18 protein-coding genes are annotated in these 21,583 nt (G+C 61.5%); 6 read left to right on the top strand and 12 right to left on the bottom strand.

Features of this window, described 5'->3' with window-relative positions:
- Positions 1–240: 240 nt before the first annotated feature.
- From rsmF to yebS, 3 genes are all read right to left on the bottom strand, one after another.
- Entirely contained in the window at positions 241–1,677 is a 1,437-nt protein-coding gene (gene rsmF, locus ACOWVD_RS06025) for a 16S rRNA (cytosine(1407)-C(5))-methyltransferase RsmF (RefSeq protein WP_197798817.1), read from the bottom strand.
- Between the two features lie 102 nt (positions 1,678–1,779).
- Positions 1,780–4,410, bottom strand: a complete 2,631-nt coding sequence (locus tag ACOWVD_RS06020; protein WP_015377667.1) for a PqiB family protein — start codon at positions 4,408–4,410, stop codon at positions 1,780–1,782.
- Positions 4,379–5,626, bottom strand: a complete 1,248-nt coding sequence (yebS, locus tag ACOWVD_RS06015) for a membrane integrity lipid transport subunit YebS (protein WP_031300492.1) — start codon at positions 5,624–5,626, stop codon at positions 4,379–4,381. The genes ACOWVD_RS06020 and yebS overlap by 32 nt, the downstream gene beginning before the upstream one ends.
- A gap of 255 nt (positions 5,627–5,881) precedes the next feature.
- Here yebS and ACOWVD_RS06010 point away from each other — a divergent pair, with 255 nt between their 5' ends.
- The 3 genes from ACOWVD_RS06010 (at position 5,882) to prc (ending at position 9,254) form a co-directional block, all read left to right on the top strand.
- Positions 5,882–6,379, top strand: coding sequence for a GAF domain-containing protein (locus ACOWVD_RS06010; RefSeq protein WP_049240006.1), 498 nt, complete (start codon positions 5,882–5,884; stop codon positions 6,377–6,379).
- 96 nt (positions 6,380–6,475) lie between these two features.
- On the top strand, positions 6,476–7,186 hold the full coding sequence (gene proQ / locus ACOWVD_RS06005; protein ID WP_049240005.1) for an RNA chaperone ProQ: 711 nt from the start codon (positions 6,476–6,478) through the stop codon (positions 7,184–7,186).
- A gap of 19 nt (positions 7,187–7,205) precedes the next feature.
- Positions 7,206–9,254 (top strand): carboxy terminal-processing peptidase, encoded by a 2,049-nt coding sequence (gene prc / locus ACOWVD_RS06000; RefSeq protein WP_342134785.1) that lies wholly within the window; start codon positions 7,206–7,208, stop codon positions 9,252–9,254.
- A 67-nt stretch (positions 9,255–9,321) separates the two neighbouring features.
- On the opposite strand, the gene ACOWVD_RS05995 is transcribed toward prc, so the two are convergent.
- The 6 genes from ACOWVD_RS05995 to ACOWVD_RS05970 are packed head-to-tail and all read right to left on the bottom strand — an operon-like array spanning position 9,322 to position 15,165.
- Entirely contained in the window at positions 9,322–10,167 is an 846-nt protein-coding gene (locus ACOWVD_RS05995; protein ID WP_049240004.1) for a DMT family transporter, read from the bottom strand.
- Positions 10,164–11,471 (bottom strand): opine metallophore biosynthesis dehydrogenase, encoded by a 1,308-nt coding sequence (locus tag ACOWVD_RS05990; protein WP_049240003.1) that lies wholly within the window; start codon positions 11,469–11,471, stop codon positions 10,164–10,166. The genes ACOWVD_RS05995 and ACOWVD_RS05990 overlap by 4 nt, the downstream gene beginning before the upstream one ends.
- Positions 11,464–12,261, bottom strand: coding sequence for a nicotianamine synthase family protein (locus tag ACOWVD_RS05985; protein ID WP_197763775.1), 798 nt, complete (start codon positions 12,259–12,261; stop codon positions 11,464–11,466). Before ACOWVD_RS05985 ends, ACOWVD_RS05990 begins: the two co-directional genes overlap by 8 nt.
- The gene (locus ACOWVD_RS05980; protein ID WP_049240001.1) at positions 12,249–13,034 is read right to left on the bottom strand and encodes an ABC transporter ATP-binding protein; all 786 of its coding nucleotides are present in this window, start codon (positions 13,032–13,034) and stop codon (positions 12,249–12,251) included. Before ACOWVD_RS05980 ends, ACOWVD_RS05985 begins: the two co-directional genes overlap by 13 nt.
- Positions 13,031–14,071 carry a FecCD family ABC transporter permease gene (locus tag ACOWVD_RS05975; protein WP_053091189.1) on the bottom strand — a complete coding sequence of 347 codons (1,041 nt, stop codon included), beginning with the start codon at positions 14,069–14,071 and terminating at the stop codon, positions 13,031–13,033. The genes ACOWVD_RS05980 and ACOWVD_RS05975 overlap by 4 nt, the downstream gene beginning before the upstream one ends.
- A gap of 2 nt (positions 14,072–14,073) precedes the next feature.
- Positions 14,074–15,165: an ABC transporter substrate-binding protein gene (locus ACOWVD_RS05970; RefSeq protein WP_049239999.1), complete on the bottom strand. Its 1,092-nt coding sequence runs from the start codon at positions 15,163–15,165 to the stop codon at positions 14,074–14,076.
- 370 nt (positions 15,166–15,535) lie between these two features.
- Here ACOWVD_RS05970 and htpX point away from each other — a divergent pair, with 370 nt between their 5' ends.
- Positions 15,536–16,420, top strand: a complete 885-nt coding sequence (gene htpX / locus ACOWVD_RS05965; protein WP_004931482.1) for a protease HtpX — start codon at positions 15,536–15,538, stop codon at positions 16,418–16,420.
- A gap of 274 nt (positions 16,421–16,694) precedes the next feature.
- Positions 16,695–17,402 (top strand): hypothetical protein, encoded by a 708-nt coding sequence (locus tag ACOWVD_RS05960; protein ID WP_421105498.1) that lies wholly within the window; start codon positions 16,695–16,697, stop codon positions 17,400–17,402.
- A gap of 48 nt (positions 17,403–17,450) precedes the next feature.
- Here ACOWVD_RS05960 and ACOWVD_RS05955 read toward each other — a convergent pair whose 3' ends face one another.
- Positions 17,451–18,845 (bottom strand): MFS transporter, encoded by a 1,395-nt coding sequence (locus ACOWVD_RS05955; RefSeq protein ID WP_421105497.1) that lies wholly within the window; start codon positions 18,843–18,845, stop codon positions 17,451–17,453.
- 230 nt (positions 18,846–19,075) lie between these two features.
- Between ACOWVD_RS05955 and kdgR the strand changes: the two genes are divergently transcribed.
- The gene (gene kdgR / locus ACOWVD_RS05950; protein WP_049239997.1) at positions 19,076–19,867 is read left to right on the top strand and encodes a DNA-binding transcriptional regulator KdgR; all 792 of its coding nucleotides are present in this window, start codon (positions 19,076–19,078) and stop codon (positions 19,865–19,867) included.
- 45 nt (positions 19,868–19,912) lie between these two features.
- On the opposite strand, the gene ACOWVD_RS05945 is transcribed toward kdgR, so the two are convergent.
- Together ACOWVD_RS05945 and phnU are read right to left on the bottom strand one after the other, a co-directional pair.
- A complete protein-coding gene (locus tag ACOWVD_RS05945; protein ID WP_103686761.1) occupies positions 19,913–20,716 on the bottom strand; it encodes an ABC transporter permease in 804 nt (267 codons plus the stop codon).
- A gap of 2 nt (positions 20,717–20,718) precedes the next feature.
- Positions 20,719–21,582: a 2-aminoethylphosphonate ABC transporter permease subunit gene (gene phnU, locus ACOWVD_RS05940; protein WP_421105496.1), complete on the bottom strand. Its 864-nt coding sequence runs from the start codon at positions 21,580–21,582 to the stop codon at positions 20,719–20,721.
- Position 21,583: the final 1 nt, after the last annotated feature.

Genomic DNA, 21,583 nt, shown 5'->3' with positions numbered 1-21,583 from the left:
AAGACGCCACCCAGAGGTGGGTTGAACGTATTCATTTAGCTGCACTTTAATTAATAGAATAAGAATCGGGAATTGTCTTGATGAAAACGAGAAACTTTTTATTCTCATTCCCCGGCTGGCGGGGCTCGCAGGCGAGGTATACCGATAAAGTGAAATAATTAGAATAATAACGAACGGCGATAGGAATATTATTAGCGTTATTTTATCGCCGGGGAGTTTCATTCCCCGGCGCGGTATTGTTTAGAGGTGGAAATCCAGTGCGCCATCCCGCACCAGCTCGCGCGGCAGGTTATTCTTGATACGGCTGCCAATGCGTTTGGCGATGCCCAGAGGTTGCCGCTGATAGGTGACGATGCATTCATCGCCGGCCGGCGGCTGCTCCGGGTAGAGATCGCGGCCGTGATACCACTCCTGCGCCAGCGCGGCGTCCAGCTCGAAATGCGTTTTGCCGCCGGTGCCGGCCAGCGCGATCGCCGCCTCGTGCTGCCAGCGGAAACCTTTCGGGAAACGTTCCGCCAGCTTGAGGCCGATACGTGAGAAGCGCACTTTACCGAACAGCGGTTCCAGCTCGGCCGGGAACAGCCAGAGCTCCTTGTCGCGCTCCCACAGCCGGCTGTCATCGCCCCAGGTTAAGCCGGATGCGGCGGCGGCTTGGGCGACCAGCGCCGCCTCTTTGCCGGACAGCGGGCTGAACGGAAACTTACCGACTTTATAGGTCGGCTTCGCCAACGGCGCCACGGCGCGCTGTTTGCGCAGGCGGGCGACGAAAAAGCCTTCGCTGTCGTAAATCTGCGGGAAGACGTGCAGGAAGCCTTCGGCGGTCAGCGCCTTGTCGGCGCCGGGGAACAGCGCACCCAGCGGCTCGACGCTGACCGCATCGCCGTAGGTGTCCAGCAGCCAGCGCACCACCTGCTGGTTTTCCTGCGCATTGAGGGTGCAGGTGGAGTAAACCATCACGCCGCCCGGCGCCAACGCATGAAACGCGCTGTCGATCAGTTCGCGTTGGGTGGCGGCGATCTCGGCCACGCTCTGTGGCGACCAGTTGCTCATGGCATCCGGATCTTTGCGCACCACGCCTTCGCCGGAGCAGGGGGCATCGAGCAGAATGGCGTCGAAGCTCTCCGGCAGCGCGGCGCCGAACACCCGGCCGTCGAAGTGGGTCAGCGCGGCGTTCTTCACGCCGCAGCGGCTGATATTGGCGTGCAGCACTTTTACCCGGCTGGCGGAGTATTCGTTGGCGACGATGCCGCCCTGATTGCCCATCAACGCGGCGATTTGGGTGGTTTTGGAGCCAGGCGCCGCCGCCACGTCCAGCACCCGATTCGGCACTGCGCCGCCCGCGAACAGCGCGCTGACCGGCAGCATTGAACTGGCCTCCTGAATGTAGAACAGGCCGCTCAGGTGTTCGGCGGCGCTGCCCAGGCGCAGCTCTTCATCGTCGCGCTCGATCCAGAACCCTTCCGCGCACCAGGGGATGGGCTCCAGCCGCCAGTCGTAATCCTGCACCAGCGCCAGGAAGTCGGCGACGCTGATTTTCAGCGTGTTGACGCGCAGGCTGCGGCGCAGCGGGCGCTGGCAGGCGGCGATAAAATCGTCCATCGCCAACTCGGCGGGCATGATGGCGCGGGTGGCGTCAAGGAAAGCGGGGGGCAGAAAAACGGCGGTGGATTTGGCCACGGGGCGAACTCTCAGGGTGCAATAAAGACAAGGGCGAGAGTTTATCACAAAGCGGAAAAAAACAGGGCCCGACAATGCCGGGCCCTGAGGAAAATGCGAAATTTAATCGCGCGGAATGGCGGTGCCCCAGGTTTTCCAGTCCTTCGGCTCTTCCGGATTCAGCAGGAAGTGTTTGTTCGGCGTCGCTTTCGGCGCCAGCGGAATGGTCGGCGGGGTGGCGAAGGCGATGCCGCCGCGGATGAACTGCTGGAAGGTGCCGCTCTTGATCACGCCGCCGGTCAGGCCGAACTGCAGGTTGTACCCCGAAGCCAGCCAGAACACGCTGTTGTTGCGCACCAGATGCTGATACTTCTTGCTGATGCGCAGCGCGACATGCACCCGGTCTGACATGGCGCCAAGGTAGAAGCCGGTGATGGTGCCGACCTCCACGCCGCGGAACAACACCGGCGTGCCGATCTGCAGCGAGCCGGTTTCGGCGGCGTCGAGCACCACGCTCAGGCCGTCGAGATAGCGCGAGTCGGTGATGCTGGCCTGCTGCAGTTCGAAGGTGCGCAGCTCGCGGCCGCGCCCCGGCTCCACGTTGATATAAGGTTGAAGCAGGGTATCGAGATTGCTGACGCCGGCGGCGGAGATCTCCGGCGAGACGATCGAGAAGCGGCTGCCCAGACGCGCGAAGGTCTGCACGTATTCCGGATACAGCACCGCCTTGGCCAACACTTCGTTGCGCTCCGGGGCAAGCTGCAGCGACTCCACCTGGCCGACGTCGATGCCGAGGTAGCGCAGCGGCATGCCCGCCGACAGCTTGCTGGCGTCGTAGGTTTTCAACGTGATTTGGCTGCCCACCGCGCGAGCGGCGGTTTCGCTGGCGTACAGCACGCGGTTGGCGCCCTTGTTGAGCGTCACGCCCTGCAGGTTGTCGAAGCTGATGGCGCCTTTCAGCGCACGGTTAAGCGGCGAAGCCTGCACCGTCAGGCCGCTGCCGTTGAGCTGCACCTTGGCGCCGCCTTCGGCCCAGAAGATGCTTTCGCGCGTCAGCAGCTTGCGGTATTCCGGGCTGATGTAGACGTCCACCTCAAACTCGTTGGCCTTCGGCCGAACATTGACGATCTCGCCCACCTGGAATTTGCGATACAGCACTACCGAGCCGGCCTGCACGTCCGGCAGGCTGGTGGCGCTGAGGGTCAGGGTGGTAGCGGGGGCGTTGCCGACGATGCCTTCCTCGGCTTTTTCGCTGTTGGCGTACAGCGGGTATTGGCCGCCAGGTTCCCCCTTGCTGCCGGGAATAATGCGCACGCCGCCGTCTACCCACTCCTGGGCGCTGGCGCCAAGCACTTCCATGCCGTCGATGCCCAGCTTGACGTCGAGGCGGCTGTTGACCACGAATTTACTGTCTTTGTGCAGCAGGCCGCGGTACTGCGCGTCGATGGCGGCGGTGAATACCACGCCGCCGGCGGTCAGCGTGCGGCTCAGGATTTGGCCGACTTTCACGCCGTGCACCACCAGCGGCTGCCCGACGTCGATGCCGTAGCTTTGCGGCGCATTCAGCGTAACGGTCAGCACGCCAGGCTGTTGCAACAGCGTTTCGCTGCTGTCCAGCACGTTGAAGCGTTGCTGCGGCTCGCCTTCGCCCGGTACCAGCTCCAGCGTGGTGCCGGTCAGCAACTGGCTAAGCTTGGCGTCGTTGAGGCTGATGCGCGGGCTGCGCATCACGATGCGGGTGCCGCTGCGCATCAGATCGACCACCGAAGGATCGATGGTCAGTTCACCGACCACTTTGCTGTCCTGTTGCAACGTCAGCTTGGTCAGGGTGCCGACCTGCAGCCCCTGGTACATCAGCGGCGTGCGGTTTTCGCTCAGGCTGTTGCCGCTCGGCAGATCCAGCAGGATATTGACGCCGCGCTGGCTGTGGGCCAGATCAGGATACAGGGTATAGCTCTGATCGCCCTTGGCCTGCTGGCCATCGGCCGGAGAATCGAAGGCAATGGCACCGTTGACCAGCGCCGCCAGGCTCTCCATCTGCACCGTGGCACCGGACAGGCTGAAATCGCCCTTGAAGCCGGAAACGTTCCAGAAGCGGCTGTTGCTCTTCACCAGGTTGGCGAAGCGGCGGTCGATCAGCACGTCGATGGTCACGCCCTTGTTGCCTTCGCTGATGGTGTAGTCATACACCTTGCCGACCGGGATTTTACGGTAATAGACCAGCGAGCCGCTGTTGAGCGAGCCGAGATCGTCGGCGTGCAGGTGAATCATCAGCTCGCCGGTGTTCAGGCGGTACTTCGGTTGGGTATCGAGCGCGGTGAAGTGGGTTTGCTCCTTGCCGCTGCCGGGCATCATGCCGATATAGTTGCCGCCGACCAGCGCATCGAGCCCGGATACCCCGGCCAGCGAGGCCTTGGGCGTCACCAGCCAGAACTGGGTACCTTCGCGCAGCGAGTCTTCCAGATCGCTCTTGATGCTGGCTTCCACCACGATGCTGCGCAGATCTTTGCTCAGACTGATTTTTTGCACCGTGCCGACCTCCACGCCCTGGTAGCGCACCGGCGTGCGGCCGGCGACGATGCCCGCCGCCGATTGGAAATCGATGGTGACGGTGGTGCCGCGTTCCTGGACATTGTTATAGACCAGCCACCCGGCGATCAGCAGGGCGATGAACGGCAGTAACCAGAACGGTGAAATGCGGCGTTTGTTCTTGACTCGCGCTTCAGTCGGTGTAGTCGGCGTTTCCTGTTGCATGTGCATCCCAAATCAATCGGCTATCGAGCCACTCAACGGCAAGAATAGTCAAAATGACCGCCGAGCCAAAGTAAAACGCGGCCGGTCCCATAGTAAAAGATAACAGCTGGTCGCGGTTTACCAGCGACATCATCAAGGCGATAACGAACAGATCGAGCATCGACCAGCGGCCGATCCAGGTGACCAGACGTAGCAGACGAATGCGCGTCTTCAGGCTGTGCGAAGTTTTGAAGTGGATGCTCAGCAACAGCGTGATCAGCACAATCACCTTGGTAAAAGGCACCAGCACGCTGGCGATGAACACGATGGCGGCGATCGGCACGTTGCCGGAGGTGGCCAGTGAGACCACGCCGGAGAAGATGGTGTCTTCCATCCGCACGCCGTTGGCGTAAATGATGGAAATCGGCAGCAGGTTGGCCGGTATCAGCAGGATCATCGCCGCGATCAGCGCCGCCCAGGTTTTCTGCAGGCTGTAGGGCTGGCGGTGGCACATCGGCACATGGCAGCGCGGGCAGCGGCCGCGCGCGTCAGGGTAGCCGGTATAGTGGCAGGACAGGCAAATATGCAGCGCCGCCGGCGGGCCTTCCGGCTGTTCCTGCGGATAGTAACGCTCCCACAGCTGCTCCAGGTTAGCGTGGATCAGCGTCAGGATGCTGAGCACCGTGAGCGACAGGTAGGCGATCAGCGCGCTGCCCGCCTGGATGTCGGCGTAATCCTGCACCTTGATCGCCGCCACCGCCATGCCGATCAGATAAATGTCCAGCATCACCCACTCTTTGAGCCGCTCCAGCATCAGCAGCACCGGGCGCAGGTTCATGCCGAGCGCGTGGCCGAAGCGCAGGTACAGCAGCGACAGCGCCAGCGTCAGCGGGGCGCCGATGGTGCAAAACGCCACCATGCTGGCGGTGAGCGGATCGCCCTGGCGGCTCATCTGCCAGATGCCCTCCAGCAAACTGGCGTCGATGCGCGTGCCGAGCAGGCGGATGCTGATCAGCGGTTCGGTGAAGGCGAACGGCATCAGCAGCAGCATGGTGATCGCCATGGCGGTCAGACGCGTCATCGACCAGTCGCGGCCGTGCACCACCTTGGCGTTGCAGCGCGGGCAATAAGCGGCCTGATTGCCGCTGAGCGGCGGCAGCATGAACAGCAGATCGCACTCGCAGCAGCGTTGGTGGCGCGCTTTGGAAAGGGGGGCGGTGATCGCGTGTATTTTCATTTTTGACAAGTAGCTGCCCTTGAGCCCGCCGGAACTGTCAGCGTAGCTGAAAAATAAACCGGCCGCGTCACCGGCGATCGGGCGCCGGACGGTAAAACGAGGTAAACCGGGATTCTGAGCGGCAAACATACCCCGAGCGACGGGGTTTTGTGAAGCAACAGATGATTAACCTTGTGGCTATACGCATTTAATGCTTATTTTATAGGGCCTAAGCTTTGGGCTTCTGGCCATCTTCACTGTTTCAATGGTTATCACATGACAAAAGAACAATTCTACGCGGAATTAAAACGTGATCTGAGCGCGTTGCTCGGCGGGGAGACCAACTTTATCGCGGCGCTGTCCAACGCCAGCGCCTTGCTCAACGAGCGTCTGGATGACGTGAACTGGGTCGGTTTCTATCTGATGGATGGCGCTCAGCTGGTGCTGGGGCCGTTCCAGGGCAAGATCGCCTGCGTGCGCATCCCGGTGGGCAAGGGCGTGTGCGGCACGGCGGTGGCGGAAAATCGCGTGCAGCGCGTCGGCGACGTGCATGCGTTCCCGGGCCATATCGCCTGCGATGCGGCCAGCAACGCGGAAATCGTGCTGCCGCTGGCGGTTGGCGGCCGAGCGATCGGCGTTTTGGATATCGATAGCACGGTTTATCAACGCTTCGACGAACAGGACGAAGCGGGCCTGAAAGCAGTGGTGGCGGGGCTTTGTGAGCAACTGGAGCAGTGCGACAGTGCGAAATATGTGACTGTGGCGGCAAGTTGATCGACGGTTAACGTGGCAATTACCGATGGCGTCATTATAATGACGCCTGTTCATGCCTGTGGCTTGTTGGCAATACCGTTGTAATCAGGAAATTTCATGGAAAATCAACCTAAGTTGAACTCTAGTAAAGAAGTCATTGCTTTTCTTGCCGAGCGTTTTCCGCTCTGCTTTAGCGCCGAAGGCGAAGCTCGTCCGCTGAAAATCGGTATTTTTCAGGATTTGGTAGAGCGCGTGCAGGGGGAAGAGAATCTCAGCAAAACGCAATTGCGTTCTGCCCTGCGCCTGTACACCTCAAGCTGGCGTTATCTGTACGGCGTTAAAGTCGGCGCGCAGCGCGTCGATCTGGACGGCAATCCGTGCGGTGAACTGGAACAGCAGCATGTCGATCATGCCCGCCAGCAGCTTGAAGAAGCCAAAGCGCGCGTTCAGGCACAGCGTGCCGAACAAAACGCCAAAAAACGTGAAGCCGCCGGTGAATCCGCCGATACCGCTCCGCGCCGTCCGCGTCCAGCCGGTAAAAAACCCGCTGCGCGTCGCGAAGGCGGAGCCGCGCCGGAAAACCGCAAGCCGCGCCCACAAACTCGCCCACAGCCCGCTCGCCAACCTCGTGCAGCCAAAGAGGAAAGCCAGCCGCGTTATGCGCCAGTCACGGATATCTCTAAACTGCAAATTGGCCAGGAAATCAAAGTCAGAGCAGGCAAGAGCGCGATGGATGCTACCGTACTCGAAATCGCTAAAGATGGCGTACGTGTGCAGCTCTCTTCCGGTCTGGCGATGATTGTGCGCGCAGAACACTTGCAGTTCTGATACGGAGGCCAACCCAGGCATGAACAAATTCGTCAGATTAACAGCGATTGCAGGGCTGCTGTGGGCGGGTGTCAGTTACGGCGCGGAAACAGCCAACATCCGCATCGGCCAACTGCCCCAACTGCAACAGGAACCCCAGCACGCTACGGTGAGTGAGCGCGTTACCTCGCGCTTCACTCGCTCTCATTACCGCCAGTTCGCCCTTGACGCGGAGTTTTCAGGCAAGATCTTCGATCGCTACCTGAACATGCTGGACTACAACCATAACGTATTGCTGGCTGCCGACGTGGCGCAGTTCGCCGGCAAACGCAATCAGGTTGGCGAAGAGCTGAAAACCGGCAAGCTGGACACCTTCTACGCGCTGTTCAATCTGGCGCAGAAACGCCGTTTCGAGCGTTATACCTATGCGTTGTCGTTGCTGGACAAGCCGATGAACTTCACCGGCAACGGCACTATCGATCTCGACCGCAGCAAAGCGCCGTGGCCGAAAGACAAGGCCGAGCTGGATAGCCTGTGGGATGCGAAAGTCACCTATGACGAGCTGAACCTCAAGTTGACCGGCAAGACCGACAAAGAAATCCACGACACGCTGACCAAACGCTATCAGTTCGCCATCAAGCGCCTGACGCAAAGCAACAGCGAAGACGTCTTCCAACTGGCGATGAATGCCTTTGCGCATGAAATCGATCCGCATACCAACTATCTGTCTCCGCGCAATACCGAGCAGTTCAACACCGAGATGAGCCTGTCGCTGGAAGGCATCGGCGCGGTGCTGCAGATGGATGATGACTACACCCTGATCAACTCGATGGTGCCGGGCGGCCCGGCGGCGAAGAGCAAGGCGATCACCGTAGGCGATCGCATCGTCGGCGTCGGCCAGGCCGGCAAACCGATGGTGGACGTGATCGGCTGGCGTCTGGACGACGTGGTGTCGCTGATCAAAGGGCCGAAGGGCAGCAAGGTGCGCCTGGAGATCCTGCCGGCCGGCAAGGGCACCAAAACCCGCGTGGTCACCTTGACCCGCGAGCGCATCCGCCTGGAAGACCGCGCGGTGAAAATGACCATCAAGACCGTCGGCAAAGAGAAGGTGGCGGTGTTCGACATCCCTGGCTTCTACGTCGGCCTGACCGATGACGTGAAAGTGCAGCTGCAGAAGATGGCCAAGCAGAACGTCAAGAGCGTGATCATCGATCTGCGCACCAACGGCGGCGGCGCGCTGACTGAAGCGGTGTCGCTGTCCGGCCTGTTCATTCCGAGCGGCCCGGTGGTGCAGGTGCGCGACAACAACGGCAAAGTGCGTGAAGACGCCGACACCGACGGCGTGACCTACTACAAAGGCCCGCTGGTGGTGCTGGTCGATCGCTTCAGCGCCTCCGCCTCCGAGATCTTCGCGGCGGCGATGCAGGATTACGGCCGCGCGCTGATCGTCGGCGAACCGACCTTCGGTAAAGGCACCGTGCAGCAGTACCGTTCGTTGAACCGCATCTACGACCAGATGCTGCGCCCTGAGTGGCCGGCGCTCGGTTCGGTGCAGTACACCATTCAGAAGTTCTACCGCGTCAACGGCGGCAGCACCCAGCGCAAGGGCGTGACGCCGGATATTCTGATGCCGACCGGCGTCGATCCGGCGGAAACCGGCGAAGCGTTTGAAGACAACGCCATGCCGTGGGACAGCATCAATGCGGCGACCTACAGCAAGACCGGCGATCTGACGCCGTTCGAGCCGGAGCTGCTGAAAGATCACCAGCAGCGCATCGCGCAGAATCCAGAGTTCCAGTACATCGCGCAGGATATCGCGCATTACAAGGCGCTGAAGGATAAACGCAACATCGTGTCCCTCAATCTGGCGGTGCGCGAGAAAGAGAACCACGATGACGATGCGACCCGTCTGAAACGCATCAACGAGCGTCTGGAGCGCGCCGGCAAGAAGCCGCTGAAATCGCTCGACGATCTGCCGAAGGATTACCAGGAACCGGATCCGTACCTGGATGAAACCGTGCATATCGCGCTGGACCTGGCTCATCTGGAGAAGGATCAGCCCGCTCAGCAACCGACGCCGGCCAAATAAGGCGGCGGTTGGCAGAATGAAAAACGCACCCTCGGGTGCGTTTTTTTATGGCTGCGGTATGCGCGGTTCAGACGGTTTTCTTGCGGTGGCGCAGCCCGAGCCGGATGCAGGAAACCACCACCAACATACAGCCGACCAGCGACAGCAGCAGCGGGACTTCGTGCCAGAACAGCCAGCCCCAGGCGATATTGAACACGATGCCGATATAGCGCACCACCGAGACCACGATCAGGTTATCGGAAGAGAAGGCCTGGGTTAAGACGACCTGTCCCAGCAACGACACCAGCGCTATGGCGAGCAGAATGGCAAACTGGTATGCGTTGGGCCAGACGAATGACTGCCACATCAGCGGCAGCGAGATCAGCGTTGCGATGAACAGGAAGTAGAACACGATCTCGTAGTTGTGGTGGCGTTTGCTGAGTTTGTTGACCGACAGATAGGCGATCGAGGCGAACACCGCGCTCATCACGCCGACCAGCGACGCCAGGGTATAGGCCGAGAAGTGCCACGGCCGCACCAGCAGCACCGCGCCGATGATGACCATCGCCAGCCAAAACGCGGTATTGGCGTTGACCCGCTCACGCAGCACCAGCAAGGAGAGCAAAATGGAGAAAAACGGCGACAGGTAGGCCAGCATGCTGGCATCGGCCAGCGTGAGGTGGGCGATGCTGTAAAAATAACAGATCAGATACAGTCCGCCCATGGTGCCGCGCAATACCAGCAGCGGCCGGTCTTCACGGCTGAAGGCGACGCGGTGGCGATACATCAGCAGCAGAACCAGCACGCAGCCGATGCTGCTGCGAAAGAACACGATCTCTCCGGTGGGAATGACGTCGGCGATGGTTTTGACCAGCGCGTTCATGACGCTGAAAATCAGCGAGGCGAAAATGGCCAGCAGCGCACCCTGATTCATGCTTGCCTCCGCCACTGCCGGTAGGTGATATCCGCCTGCTCGCGGCAGGTATCGTCCAGCAACGAATGATGACAATGCTCGGTGCCGATCCGGGTGACGAAGCTGTGCAGCGCCTGCTGAAAGCGCGCCAACAGGCACTGGGCGGCGGGCATCTCGACGCCCAGCCGCTGCGCCAGCAAGACCATAACGCGCAGTTTGCGCACGTCCTCTTGCGGCACGCGCGGCAGTCGCCATAACCCCTGCGCATCCTGGAAGACGCGGGCGACCCTGACGGCGGAAAAATCATAGTAGCGGCCCTGCGCGTCCGGTTCGGAATAGGGATCGACCAGCAGCGCGGTATAGCGCGCAAACAGCGCGTAGCGTTGCTCCGCCGGCGCGAGCTGCGGGAATTGGTCAATCCAGCGGCGGCTTACCATACGAGGCGGCACCGGGTAATTGTCGTCATTCAAAAAGCGCAGCAGGTTGATGGCCTCGACGCCGAGCCGGTTGAGCAACTGCCGGTAATCCTGCGAGAGCGCCAGCATGTCGGCGATCGTCTCGGGGCAGATAGGGCCTTCGGGGTAGGTCTTATACAGGTACTGTATCGGCGCCTGCGGCTGAAAGATCGCCTGTAGCGTGGTATCGGCCAGCGCCAGCGGGGGATGAACATAGTTGGTGATGCTGAAGCGTTCGGCGGCCAGCAGGCTGTCGCAGCGCTGGGCATCGATGCCGTGACGCGCCAGCACCGCGCAAAGCCAATCGAGTTCGGCGCGGTCTGACGATGGGCTTTGGCCGGCCAGATAAATCCGCTGCTTGAATGCCTTGGTGTAAGCGCGGTAAGGCTGCGCGGCATCCTGGTATTTGGTATCGGCGTAGTAGCTCGACAGGCTGATGATCCCGACGTGGGATTGCCCGGCGTCCTGCAGCAGGCTTTGCACCATCAGGCCGGAACCGATGGAAGGAGAGAGCAGGATCAGTGAGCGCAGCTGGGGCAACGCCGCCCATGGCACCTGCCGCAGCACGTCATGATATTGATCGGCGGGGACGGCAAGGATCAGTCGGTGCCAGTCACCGCCGACCAGTGACAGGTCATCGCAGTAGCTGTCGATCGTCACTTGCGTATCGCCTTGGGTGCGCTGCGCCTTACCGGCGCCCGTCAGAGACAGGCTGGGCGCGTGAGCCAAATGATGCCGCAGGCGTTGTCCTTTCTCGCTGGGGCGGTTGTACAGGCCGATGCGCGCATTGGCCGCGGCCTTGATATCCGCCGCCAATTGGATAGCCGCCGGGCCGGCGCCCAGAATCAGGGTGGAAAAGGCATTATTCATGGCTGAGAGGCTCCAGAATCAACAGATCGTACAGCGGGGTGGCGAGCGGTTTACCGCTGATGCGCCACGGCGAACCGGCGGCCTGGTGATGGTAAGGGCAGTTAAAGAGAGACTTGAGGCCATTGCCATAGCGCACCAGCAATTTGCCGCGTTGCGGCAGCAAAGGCCGCAGCTCCCTCAGCAAGCCCTGCTTGTCGGCTACCAGAGAGGCGATGATGATGTGATCGACGTCATTGCGGGTCAGGCCGTGCAGCTTGTCGATGCAGGGCATCTGCCGCACCAGCCCCAGATGGCGCGTGAGGCGGCGGGCAAACCGCTGGGCCGCCGGATCGCAATCGTAGCAAATGACGGTGGCGGCAAGCCTGGCGACCAGCGCCAGCGCCGTGGTGGGCAAGGCGCCGCTGCCCACCAGCAACACCCGCTCGCCCGGTTGGATGCCGGCGGCGGCGATCTCCAACTGCAGGGCGCGATCGAAACTGTTCAGGTAGGCGTTAGTCTGTGCCGGTTGCCGACAGAGTGCAGAGACGCGATGCTTCTCGTAGTCGCACAATGCGGCATTGGCTGTTGCCCGCAGTTGGGCGATCTGCGCCGTTATCAAACGGTCGTTTTCCAGTTTTCGACGGTAGGCCTGCAGCTGTGGTTCGTCGTTAAAGGCTTGCAGGCGGCTGAAGCGGCGTTCCAGCAGGGAAAAATTACGCCGATCTTGCCGGGCGGAGCGGTGTAGCTGGTGAATTTCCTGTTGCAAACCGGCGAGTTGCGCCAGCATGTCCGCCTTGGTCAGGGTGTACATGGGGATTCTCCGTGTGCGTGTAACAGCTGTGTCGGCAGCAGATAGGGGTAGCCCTGCGGGCTGACGCCGTTTTCGATACCGACGCCAAATACGCGAGACATCATTGGGTGTCCCATCATCTGATGAGTCTCGCCGTGGCAAACGACGCGTCCGTGCTCGAGCAGCGTAAGTGAGTGGCAATAACGCAGCGCCAGCCCCAGATCGTGGATCACCAGCAGCGTGATGCAGCGATGACGCCGGCCGTAGTCGGCGATCTGATTGAGCACGCGCAGCTGGTGATGGATATCCAGCGCGCTGGTGGGTTCGTCGAGTAAAATGAGCTGCGGTTGAGAGACGAACGCCTGAGCCAGCATCACCAACTGTCGCTGGCCGCCGCTGAGACGGTTGAAGGGGCGATCGGCGAGCGCGGAAATGCCGCATTCCGCCAGCGCCTGTTCGACCGCATCGGCCTGGGCGGCGCTGACGCGCCATCCCAACTGCCGTACCTTGCCCAACAGCACCATGTCAAAAGCGGTCAGTGCCGAATCGCAGCGATTAAGCTGCGGTACATAGGCGATGCGGCTGGTTTTCGGATCGAGCGGGCGCTCGCGGTAGGCAATCTCGCCGCTGTACGGCAACATGCGATTAATCGCTTTCAGCAGCGTGGACTTGCCGGCGCCGTTGGGGCCGATGATGCCGCCGAGTTTTGCCTCCGGCCAGCTCAGGGATACGTCGGCCAATAGCGGGCGGCGATGCAGCGAGACGTCGACGCCGGTGAGGGTCAGTTGAGTCATGGGCGTTTAACCTGTCGGGTGACGAAGTAAAACAGCACCGGCACGCCGATCAGGGCGATGACGATGCCGATGGGCACCACGCCGTTCGGCATCACCAGCTTGGCGACGATCGACGCGCACAGCAGCAGCAGGCTGCCGCAGAGGGCGGAAATGCAGATCAGGTAACGCTGATCCTCCCCGACCAGAAAACGGGCGAAATGGGGGGCGATCAGCCCGACGAACCCGATGGTGCCGACAAAAGAGACCGAGGCGGCCGTCAGCAAAGTCGCCAGTAGAAAGGCCAGCTTGCGCAGCGCGCTGACGTTGATGCCCAGCCCCTGTGCCTGCTCTTCGCCGGCGGACAGCGCCGTAAGGCGCCAGGCCTGCCGCAGGCTGACGATCAGCGCGCAGAGCAACACGGCGCCGGTGATCGCCACCCCGTGCATATTCGCTTTGAGCAGGCTGCCGAACAGCCAAAAGACGATTTGCTGCATGGCCTCCGGCGCGGCCAGAAACAGCAGCAGCGATTGCAGCGACTGAAAGAAAAACAGCACGACGATGCCGCTCAACACCAATATTTGCGGCGTCATGCCCCGGCGTTGTCCCAGCAGATAGATAGGCACGCAGGCGAGCAACGCCATCAGCGAAGCCAGCAACGGCGTGCCCAGCGCCAGCGCGCCGCCCAGGCTGAAGCCGGTGATGATCGACAGCGCCGCGCCGAACCCCGCCGCAGCCGAGATCCCTAGCGTATAGGGGCTGGCGAGGGGGTTGGCCAGCACGGTCTGCATCAGCAGGCCGGCCAGCGCCAGGCTGGCGCCGACCACCAGGGCGGTGAGTGTCATCGGCAAGCGAATCGACCAGAAAACCACCTGATGCAGCTCGTTGCCTGGCGCAGGACCGGGCCAGAGCATTCGCACGATATCCGCGAGGCCAAGATGCGCGGCGCCGACGGTCAGATCGATGGCGGCCGCCGCCAACAGCGCGCCGAGCAGCGCCAGCGTCAATAGCCCGCGGCGCAGCCTGCGCCGTTGCAAAAAATCACGTCCTGTGCGGGCCACGACTACTCTCCTTGCCAGCGTTGCAAGAAGACGCCGTCCGCCTCAATCGGCAGATATTGGCGGTAGAACCGGGCCAGGTTGCGCGCGGGGTCTACGTCGGCAAATGCGGTGGGATAGAGGGCTTTCGCCAGATACTGGACAAAAATAAAGTCGTAAATCGTGCGCGCGCCGCCATGATAAAGCGCATAAAGCCGTTGGTTTTTTATAGCCGGCAGCTGCGGCCATCCCGCCCGCCGGGCATACTGCGTCAGGCGCGCCTGTATGGGGGCGGCCTGTGTGCCGTAGCCCATCGGCACGGCGTTCGGCATATTTTCCCAGTCGCCTCCGGCGAGAAAAATGACGTCGGGCCGTTTGGTCAGGACATAGTCGGCGCGCAACGGAGAGGGGCTGCCGACGACGCCGGCGGCGATATTGTCGGCGCCGGCCAACTGCAGCAGCGGCCCCCAGATCGAGGCGCCATAGCTGCTGCTGTATTCGCCGGGGCCCTTGTCTCCCAGTTCAATATAGGTGATCGGCGGCGGCAGCTGCGCCTGGCGGATGCGCCGCCGGGTATCTTCGAGGCTCTGGCGATATTCGTCGGCCAGCCGTTCCGCTCGCTCGGCGTGGCCCATTGCCTGGCCCATCAACCGAATGCTGGCGAGCTTGACCTCGACGCCCTGGTTGAAGTCGACGACGATGTAAGGAATGTTGAGCCGTTGCAGCACCGGCAGGTAGTTGGCGAAGCCGTCGAGCTGCCACTTCGCCAGGATCAGCAGGTCCGGCCGCGTGGTCAGCAGGCGTTCAAAATCGAAGCTCTGGTTATAGAGCGAACCGACATCGACCAATTGAGCGAGCCGCGGCAGCGCGGCCTGATAGCGCGCCCATTGGCTGGTGCGCAAGGCCCAGTCGCTTTTGGAGAAGGCGACGACCTGTTGATAGCTCTCCGGGCCGTTCACTGCCAGAAAATCTTCGTAGTAAAAGCCGATATAGGCGCGCTGTGCGGGGGCGGTCAGGGTGACGCGACGTCCTTCAACGTCGGTGAGGTGAATTTCAGCTTGTGCGAGGTGGCAGAAAAGCAGCCACGTCGCCAGCATCCAGGCGATACGCGATAACATGATTGACATCCCTTTACGATTAATTGTGATGTTATAATGTAACAATTAATCGTAAGATTCAAACTTTCGTCGTCGATGAATCGGCTGCGGGCACGTCGGATCGCACCCAGCGGATATTGACCCAGAAAGGGTGTGGATAAAATCGCCCGCCGCGATCCTGCGCGGGCGAAGAATTTTTTGTGAGAAATCCCTCCGCCTTGCGCAACAATCGTTTACAATTTGCCAAATCCCGGTCGCGCGCCGTTTTTGTAAAGTTTCGTATTTTTAGTAGGTTAATGACGCGCGACTCTTGAAACTGTGACGAATGCCCATACGATCTAGGGTATCTTGGACAGCGTTTTGTTAACATTTATGAGGAAGTAAACATTTTATGATGCGTATAGCTCTGTTCCTGCTCACCAACCTGGCGGTGATGTTGGTTTTCGGGCTGGTGCTCAGCCTGACAGGAATCCAATCCAGTAGCGTTCAGGGCCTGATGATCATGGCCGGTCTGTTCGGCTTCGGCGGCGCTTTCGTGTCGTTGCTGATGTCCAAGTGGATGGCGCTGCGCTCCGTCGGCGGAGAAGTGATTGAACAGCCGCGTAACGAAACCGAAAACTGGCTGCTGGAAACGGTGCGCCGTCAGTCGCAGCAGGCGGGCATCGCCATGCCGCAGGTCGCTATCTACCATGCGCCGGACATCAACGCCTTCGCCACCGGCGCGCGCCGCGACGCCTCGCTGGTCGCCGTCAGCACCGGCCTGCTGCAGAGCATGAGCCGTGACGAAGCGGAAGCGGTCATCGCGCACGAAATCAGCCACGTCGCCAACGGCGATATGGTGACCATGACCCTGATTCAGGGCATCGTGAACACCTTCGTGATCTTCATTTCACGCCTGATCGCGCAGGTCGCCGCCGGTTTCCTCGGCAACCGCGACGGTGATGGCGAAGGGGAAGGCAACGGCAACCCGATGATTTACTTCGCGGTGTCGATGGTGCTGGAACTGGTGTTCGGCATCCTGGCGAGCATCATCACCATGTGGTTCTCGCGTCACCGCGAGTTCTACGCCGACGCCGGCTCCGCCAAACTGGTGGGCCGCGAGAAGATGATCGCTGCCTTGCAGCGTCTGAAAACCAGCTATGAACCGCAGGAAGCCGGCAGCATGATGGCGTTCTGCATCAACGGTAAATCCAAGTCGTTCAGCGAGCTGTTCATGTCGCACCCGCCGCTCGACAAGCGTATCGAAGCGCTGCGTACCGGCCAGTACCTGAAGTAATCGGCTGAATGAAATGAAAAACCCCGGCTTGCCGGGGTTTTTTTATGGCATGCCTGAACCGCTTTTTCAGCGTCGACGGGGGTTAACGTGGCGCAAGAGCTCCCCGAAGTCCATAAAGCCCGCCTTCGAATAACGCCTGTCGGCCTCTCTGTGCGTTTACCGCCGCGGAGCGAGACGAGGGTAAGCCGCATCCTGGCTGAGTGACGACCGGCTGTTTGGCTTTGGAAGCGCATGTTATATGCTTTGGCGCAATGACATTTGTCCCTGAGGCCCTATGAAAATCAACCACCTTCCCTTGCTCAACGGTGATGAGCCACCGGCGCGCCTAGCGGAATTGACAGGCGGTATCGCCGATGCGGTTGCGGAACTGTTCAACCGGCATGATGACGATGCTGAACGGCCAGCTATTCGCTGGCATTCAGGCGATCTTCACCTCCCGGCATTTTTCCCCGACGAGCACGACAGCCACGATTACGATTACCTGATCGTGGACGGCGATATGATCGTGGAAGGATGCCTGGCGGTATCGCCGCAGCGCGAGGACGGCGGCATTGTCGTGCTGGGGCGGCTGCAGGCGGATACGCTGATTTGCTGGGGCGGACTGGTCGTGCGTGATGATGTCCGCATACGCCATGCCTATTGCAGCTCAGGAAACGACGGTGCGTTCGTGGTGGGGGGGGATCTGACCGCGCTCACCCTGGTAGAGACGGGGGAGTTTATCCATGTCCATGGCGATCTCGATGCGCGGTGTCTCGCTTCGTTGCAGAACTTCGTTCAGGTTGACGGAAACACGCGCTGCGATTGCCGCATCGACAGCGCTCAGGCCGAAGATCTGATCAAGCGCATGTTCGCCCCTGGCTTACTGAAGGGCTTCGAGGGGGTGGATAACGACGGCCAACGCATTGTTGGCTGGTATCCGGATGACGACGCCTATTTAGCGTGTCTACGACAAGGCCGCAGCCCTTTGAGGAGCGGCGACTGACGCCAGGCCTGCGTCGCGCTCGATGTGGCCCGGCTCTTTCTATGCCCGCTATTTCACCTCGCGGCTGGGCTGCGCCGTTTGCGCGGTCGATTGGGTGATGCGCAGGCCGCTGACCGCCGCCGCCAGGGTAGCGAACACCCCAGCCAGGATCAGTGAAGCGTGGGTGCCGGAGGTAGGGAACAGGTTGAACATCAGCGCCACCAGCGCGGCCCCCGAGGTTTGCCCCAGCAGGCGGGCGGTGCCCAGCATGCCGCTGGCGCCGCCGCTGCGGTTGCGCGGCGCGGCGGAGATGATGGTGTGGTTGTTGGGCGACTGGAACAGGCCGAAGCCGGCGCCGCACAGCACCATGCGCCAGATGATGTCCATATTCGACGGCGCCGCCGGCAGCAGCGCCAGCGAAAACAGCCCGAGCGCGAACACCGCCAGCCCAATGCAGCCCAGCAGGCCGGCGTGCACGCGCTCCACCAGCCGACCGGCGATCGGCGCCATCACCACGATCGCCAGCGGCCACGGCGTCAGCAGCAGCCCGGTCGCCACCTCGTCGCGGCCCAACGCGCTTTGCAGGAAGAACGGCAACGACACCATCGCCAGCATTTGCGCAGCGAACGAACAGATTGAGGTGCCCATCGACAGGGCGAAGATCGGGATACGCAGCAGGTCGACCGGCAGCAACGGAAATTCCTGGCGCAGCTGGCGGCGCACGAACACCGCGCCAATCGCCAGCAGCGCGGCAATCTCGCTGAAGATCAGCGTCAGGCTCTGGCCCTGGGCGAAGCCGCTGATGGCGGTGATCAGCAGGCCTAAGGTCAGCGCGTTCAGCACGGCGCTGGTAGGATCGAAACGGCGATTATCGCTTTTTTGGCCGTTAGCCGGCAGGAATTTCATCCCCAGCAGCAGCGCGACGATGCCGATCGGCAGGTTGATGGCGAACAGCCACTGCCAGGATGCGACCGACAGGATAGCGGCCGCCACCGTCGGCCCGGCCGCCGAGGAGCAGGCGACGATCAGCGAGTTGATGCCCATGCCGCGGCCGAGAAAACGCTGCGGGTAGATGATGCGGATCAGCGCGGTGTTGACGCTCATAATGGCGGCGGCGCCAAAGCCTTGCAATACGCGGGCGATGGTCAGCGTGAGCAGCGAGTCGGACAGGGCGCAAAACAGCGAGGTGATGCTGAACACCAGCAACCCGGCCTGATAGATGCGGCGATAGCCGACCAGATCGCCGAGCGAGGCCAGCGACAGCAGAGAGACGGTGATCGCCAACTGATAGGCGTTGACCACCCAAATGGAGCTGGCCGGGCTGGCGTTAAGATCGCGCGCGATGGTGGGCAGCGCCACGTTGGCTATCGCGCCGTCGAGCACCGATACGGTAATGCCGAGGGCGATGGCGAGGATCGCCCCATAGCGTTGCGGGACGGGGAGGCCGTCGGAACAAGGACGCATGTTGGTCTCAGCGGTATTTATTCAGGGGAGTATTATCATGCTAATCATAATCACCTGCGATTGCATGCCCGTTGCCCGCTTAATTGTAAATAGCGGTGAGCAGGCCGGGGTTATCCATTTGGCTTCAATCGCTTAGCGTTCAGCCGCGTTGCGCGCCGCGATCTGTTCCGATTATACTGAAACCCTTGTTTAAATTTCCTGAAACAAAACCGTTAAGTAGGGCATTCACCATGGCTAACGCAGATTCAGACAAGCAACCGGATGCCGTCTCATCCGTGATGAAAGTGTTCGGCATTTTGCAGGCGCTTGGCGATGAGCGCGAGATTGGCATTACCGAACTTTCCCAGCGAGTGATGATGTCCAAAAGCACCGTCTACCGTTTTCTGCAAACCATGAAAGCGTTGGGCTACGTATCGCAGGAAGGCGAGACGGAAAAGTATGCGCTGACGCTCAAGCTGTTCGAACTGGGCGCCAAATCGTTGCAGAACGTCGATCTGATCCGCAGCGCCGACGTGCAGATGCGCGAACTGTCAAACCGCACCCGCGAAACCATCCACCTCGGCGCCCTGGACGAGGACGGCATTGTCTATATCCACAAGATCGACGCGATGTACAACCTGCGCATGTATTCGCGCATCGGCCGCCGCAACCCGCTGCACAGCACCGCCATCGGGAAAGTGCTGCTGGCCTGGCGCGGGCGGGATGAGGTGGCGCAGATTTTGTCGCAGATTGACTTTACCCGCAGCACCGAGCATACCCTGACCAGCGCCGCCGAACTGTTGCCGGTGCTGGATCGGGTGCGTGAGCAGGGATTCGGCGAAGATGTCGAAGAGCAGGAGGCGGGGATCCGCTGCATCGCGGTGCCGGTATTCGACAGGTTCGGGGTGGCGATCGCCGGGCTGAGCATCTCTTTCCCGACGCTGCGCTTTTCCGACGCGGCGCGGGAGGAGTATGTGGCGTTGCTGCACGTCGCCGCCCGGCGCATCTCCGAGCAGCAGGGCTATCACGACTACCCGTTCTGACCGTCATTTCGATGAGCGAGGCGCTGCCATGGCAGCGCCTTGTTGTTATTTCGCGCCGGGCGTCAGCCGCTGAGAAATCCGCTCCAGCACCAGCATCAGCAACAGCGTGGCCGCCACCAGGATCATGGTCAGCGTCGCGCCGTTGGCGATGCTGCCGCGATCGGTCAGGCTGAAGATCGTGACCGGCAGCGTCGCCCAGCTCGGCGGGTAGATCATCATGGTCGCGCCCAGCTCCCCCATCGACAGCGACAGGCTGAGTGCGAAGGCGGAGATCATGTAGGGGGCGATCATCGGTAGGGTGACGTGACGCAGGCGGAACAGCGGCGAAGCGCCCAGGCTGGCGGCGACGTTCTCGTAGTCGCCAGGCAGCCGGGTCAGCCCGGCCATCACGTTGCCGAAGGTAAAGGCGGAAATCAGCACGAAGTGGGCGGCGGGCACGATCAGGAAGGTGCCGTTCATCTGCAGCGGCCCCTGGCTGAACGCCACCAGCATCCCCAAACCGATAGAGACCGAAGGCACCGCGCTGGGAATGAAAAACAGCGTGCCCAGCAGCCGCTGGCCGCGCCCCTGATGGTGGCGCAGCGCCAGCGCCGCCCAGGTGCCGCACAGCAGCGCGAACAGGCTGGCGCTGAAGCCGATAGCCAGACTGGCGACCAGCGCGTCCCAGGAGGCGCCGCTGAAGGCCTGGCGAAAGTGGCTGAGGGTGAAGCCGCTCGGCAGCACGCCGTTCCACTGTTCACTGAGGCTGGACATCAGGATCACCGCCAGCGGCAGGCAGAAGAACAGGGCGAACAGCGTGACCGTCAGCGTGCAGGTCAGGGTGCGGCCGGTGCGAGACCAAATCAACATCGTCAGTTCCTCAGCCCGGCGCGTGCCGCGGCATAGCGGTAAAGGGAGAACAGCCCGAGCGACAGCGCGATATTCACCACGGCGATGGTGCAGGCGACGGCGTAATCCGCCTCCAGAATCGCCTTGGAGTAGACCATCATCGGCAGCGTGGTGACGCCCTTGGCGCCGATAAACAGCACGATGCCGAACTCATTGGTGGTCAACAACAGACACAGGCTGCCGCCGGCCAGCAAGGCCGGCAGTGCGGCCGGTAAAATCACCTGGCGCACCACGCGCCCCGGCCGGGCGCCGAGGATGCTGGCGGCCTCAAGCTGGCTGCGGTCGATCTGCGCCAGCGCCGCCATCAGCGGGCGCATCACCAGCGGCGTAAACACGGTGATTTCCGCCAGGATCACTCCCCAGATGGAGTAAAGAAAGTCGACCGGCGGCAGGGTGAAGCCGAAGGTCGCCATCAGCGTGCCGTTCAGCAGGCCGGCGGAGCCGTAGATAAAGGTGAAGGCCAGCGTGATCAGAAAGGTCGGCATGGCGATAAAGGTATCGATCACTCGGGCGATCAGCCGGCTGCCGGGGAACGGCGTGAATACCAGCAGCAGCGACAGCAGCGTGCCGAGCACCAGGCAGCCCAGCGTCGCCAGCAGCGCGATCTGCAGCGTGTTGAGCAGGGCACCGACAAAGCGGCGGGATTCGAACACCTGTTGCAGCGCGGCGGCGCTGAACAGCCCCTGGTCGTCGGTAAACGCCTGTTTGACGATCAGCGCCAACGGGTAGAAAAACAGTGTCGCCAGCACCAGCAGCGGCAACAGGATCCACAGGCGGCGCGGCAAACGCAGCCGAAAGGACGGACGAATAAGCGTAGAGTCGGTCATG

The organism is Serratia sp. SA088, from assembly GCF_049065515.1.
GTDB classification, from domain to species: domain Bacteria; phylum Pseudomonadota; class Gammaproteobacteria; order Enterobacterales; family Enterobacteriaceae; genus Serratia; species Serratia nematodiphila.
The sequence above is the reverse complement of the archived record's forward strand: the minus strand, read 5'-3'. Positions and strand labels throughout refer to the sequence as shown.

Coding starts and splice junctions, on each gene's coding strand:
- htpX (WP_004931482.1), top strand. CDS start 15,536: ATGATGCGTATAGCTCTGTTCCTGCTCACCAACCTGGCGGTGATGTTG.
- ACOWVD_RS05945 (WP_103686761.1), bottom strand. CDS start 20,716: ATGTTGATTTGGTCTCGCACCGGCCGCACCCTGACCTGCACGCTGACG.
- kdgR (WP_049239997.1), top strand. CDS start 19,076: ATGGCTAACGCAGATTCAGACAAGCAACCGGATGCCGTCTCATCCGTG.
- proQ (WP_049240005.1), top strand. CDS start 6,476: ATGGAAAATCAACCTAAGTTGAACTCTAGTAAAGAAGTCATTGCTTTT.
- ACOWVD_RS05980 (WP_049240001.1), bottom strand. CDS start 13,034: ATGACTCAACTGACCCTCACCGGCGTCGACGTCTCGCTGCATCGCCGC.
- ACOWVD_RS05960 (WP_421105498.1), top strand. CDS start 16,695: ATGAAAATCAACCACCTTCCCTTGCTCAACGGTGATGAGCCACCGGCG.
- ACOWVD_RS05990 (WP_049240003.1), bottom strand. CDS start 11,471: ATGAATAATGCCTTTTCCACCCTGATTCTGGGCGCCGGCCCGGCGGCT.
- ACOWVD_RS05985 (WP_197763775.1), bottom strand. CDS start 12,261: ATGTACACCCTGACCAAGGCGGACATGCTGGCGCAACTCGCCGGTTTG.
- ACOWVD_RS05995 (WP_049240004.1), bottom strand. CDS start 10,167: ATGAATCAGGGTGCGCTGCTGGCCATTTTCGCCTCGCTGATTTTCAGC.
- yebS (WP_031300492.1), bottom strand. CDS start 5,626: ATGAAAATACACGCGATCACCGCCCCCCTTTCCAAAGCGCGCCACCAA.
- phnU (WP_421105496.1), bottom strand. CDS start 21,582: ATGACCGACTCTACGCTTATTCGTCCGTCCTTTCGGCTGCGTTTGCCG.
- prc (WP_342134785.1), top strand. CDS start 7,206: ATGAACAAATTCGTCAGATTAACAGCGATTGCAGGGCTGCTGTGGGCG.
- ACOWVD_RS06010 (WP_049240006.1), top strand. CDS start 5,882: ATGACAAAAGAACAATTCTACGCGGAATTAAAACGTGATCTGAGCGCG.
- ACOWVD_RS05955 (WP_421105497.1), bottom strand. CDS start 18,845: ATGCGTCCTTGTTCCGACGGCCTCCCCGTCCCGCAACGCTATGGGGCG.
- ACOWVD_RS06020 (WP_015377667.1), bottom strand. CDS start 4,410: ATGCAACAGGAAACGCCGACTACACCGACTGAAGCGCGAGTCAAGAAC.
- ACOWVD_RS05970 (WP_049239999.1), bottom strand. CDS start 15,165: ATGTTATCGCGTATCGCCTGGATGCTGGCGACGTGGCTGCTTTTCTGC.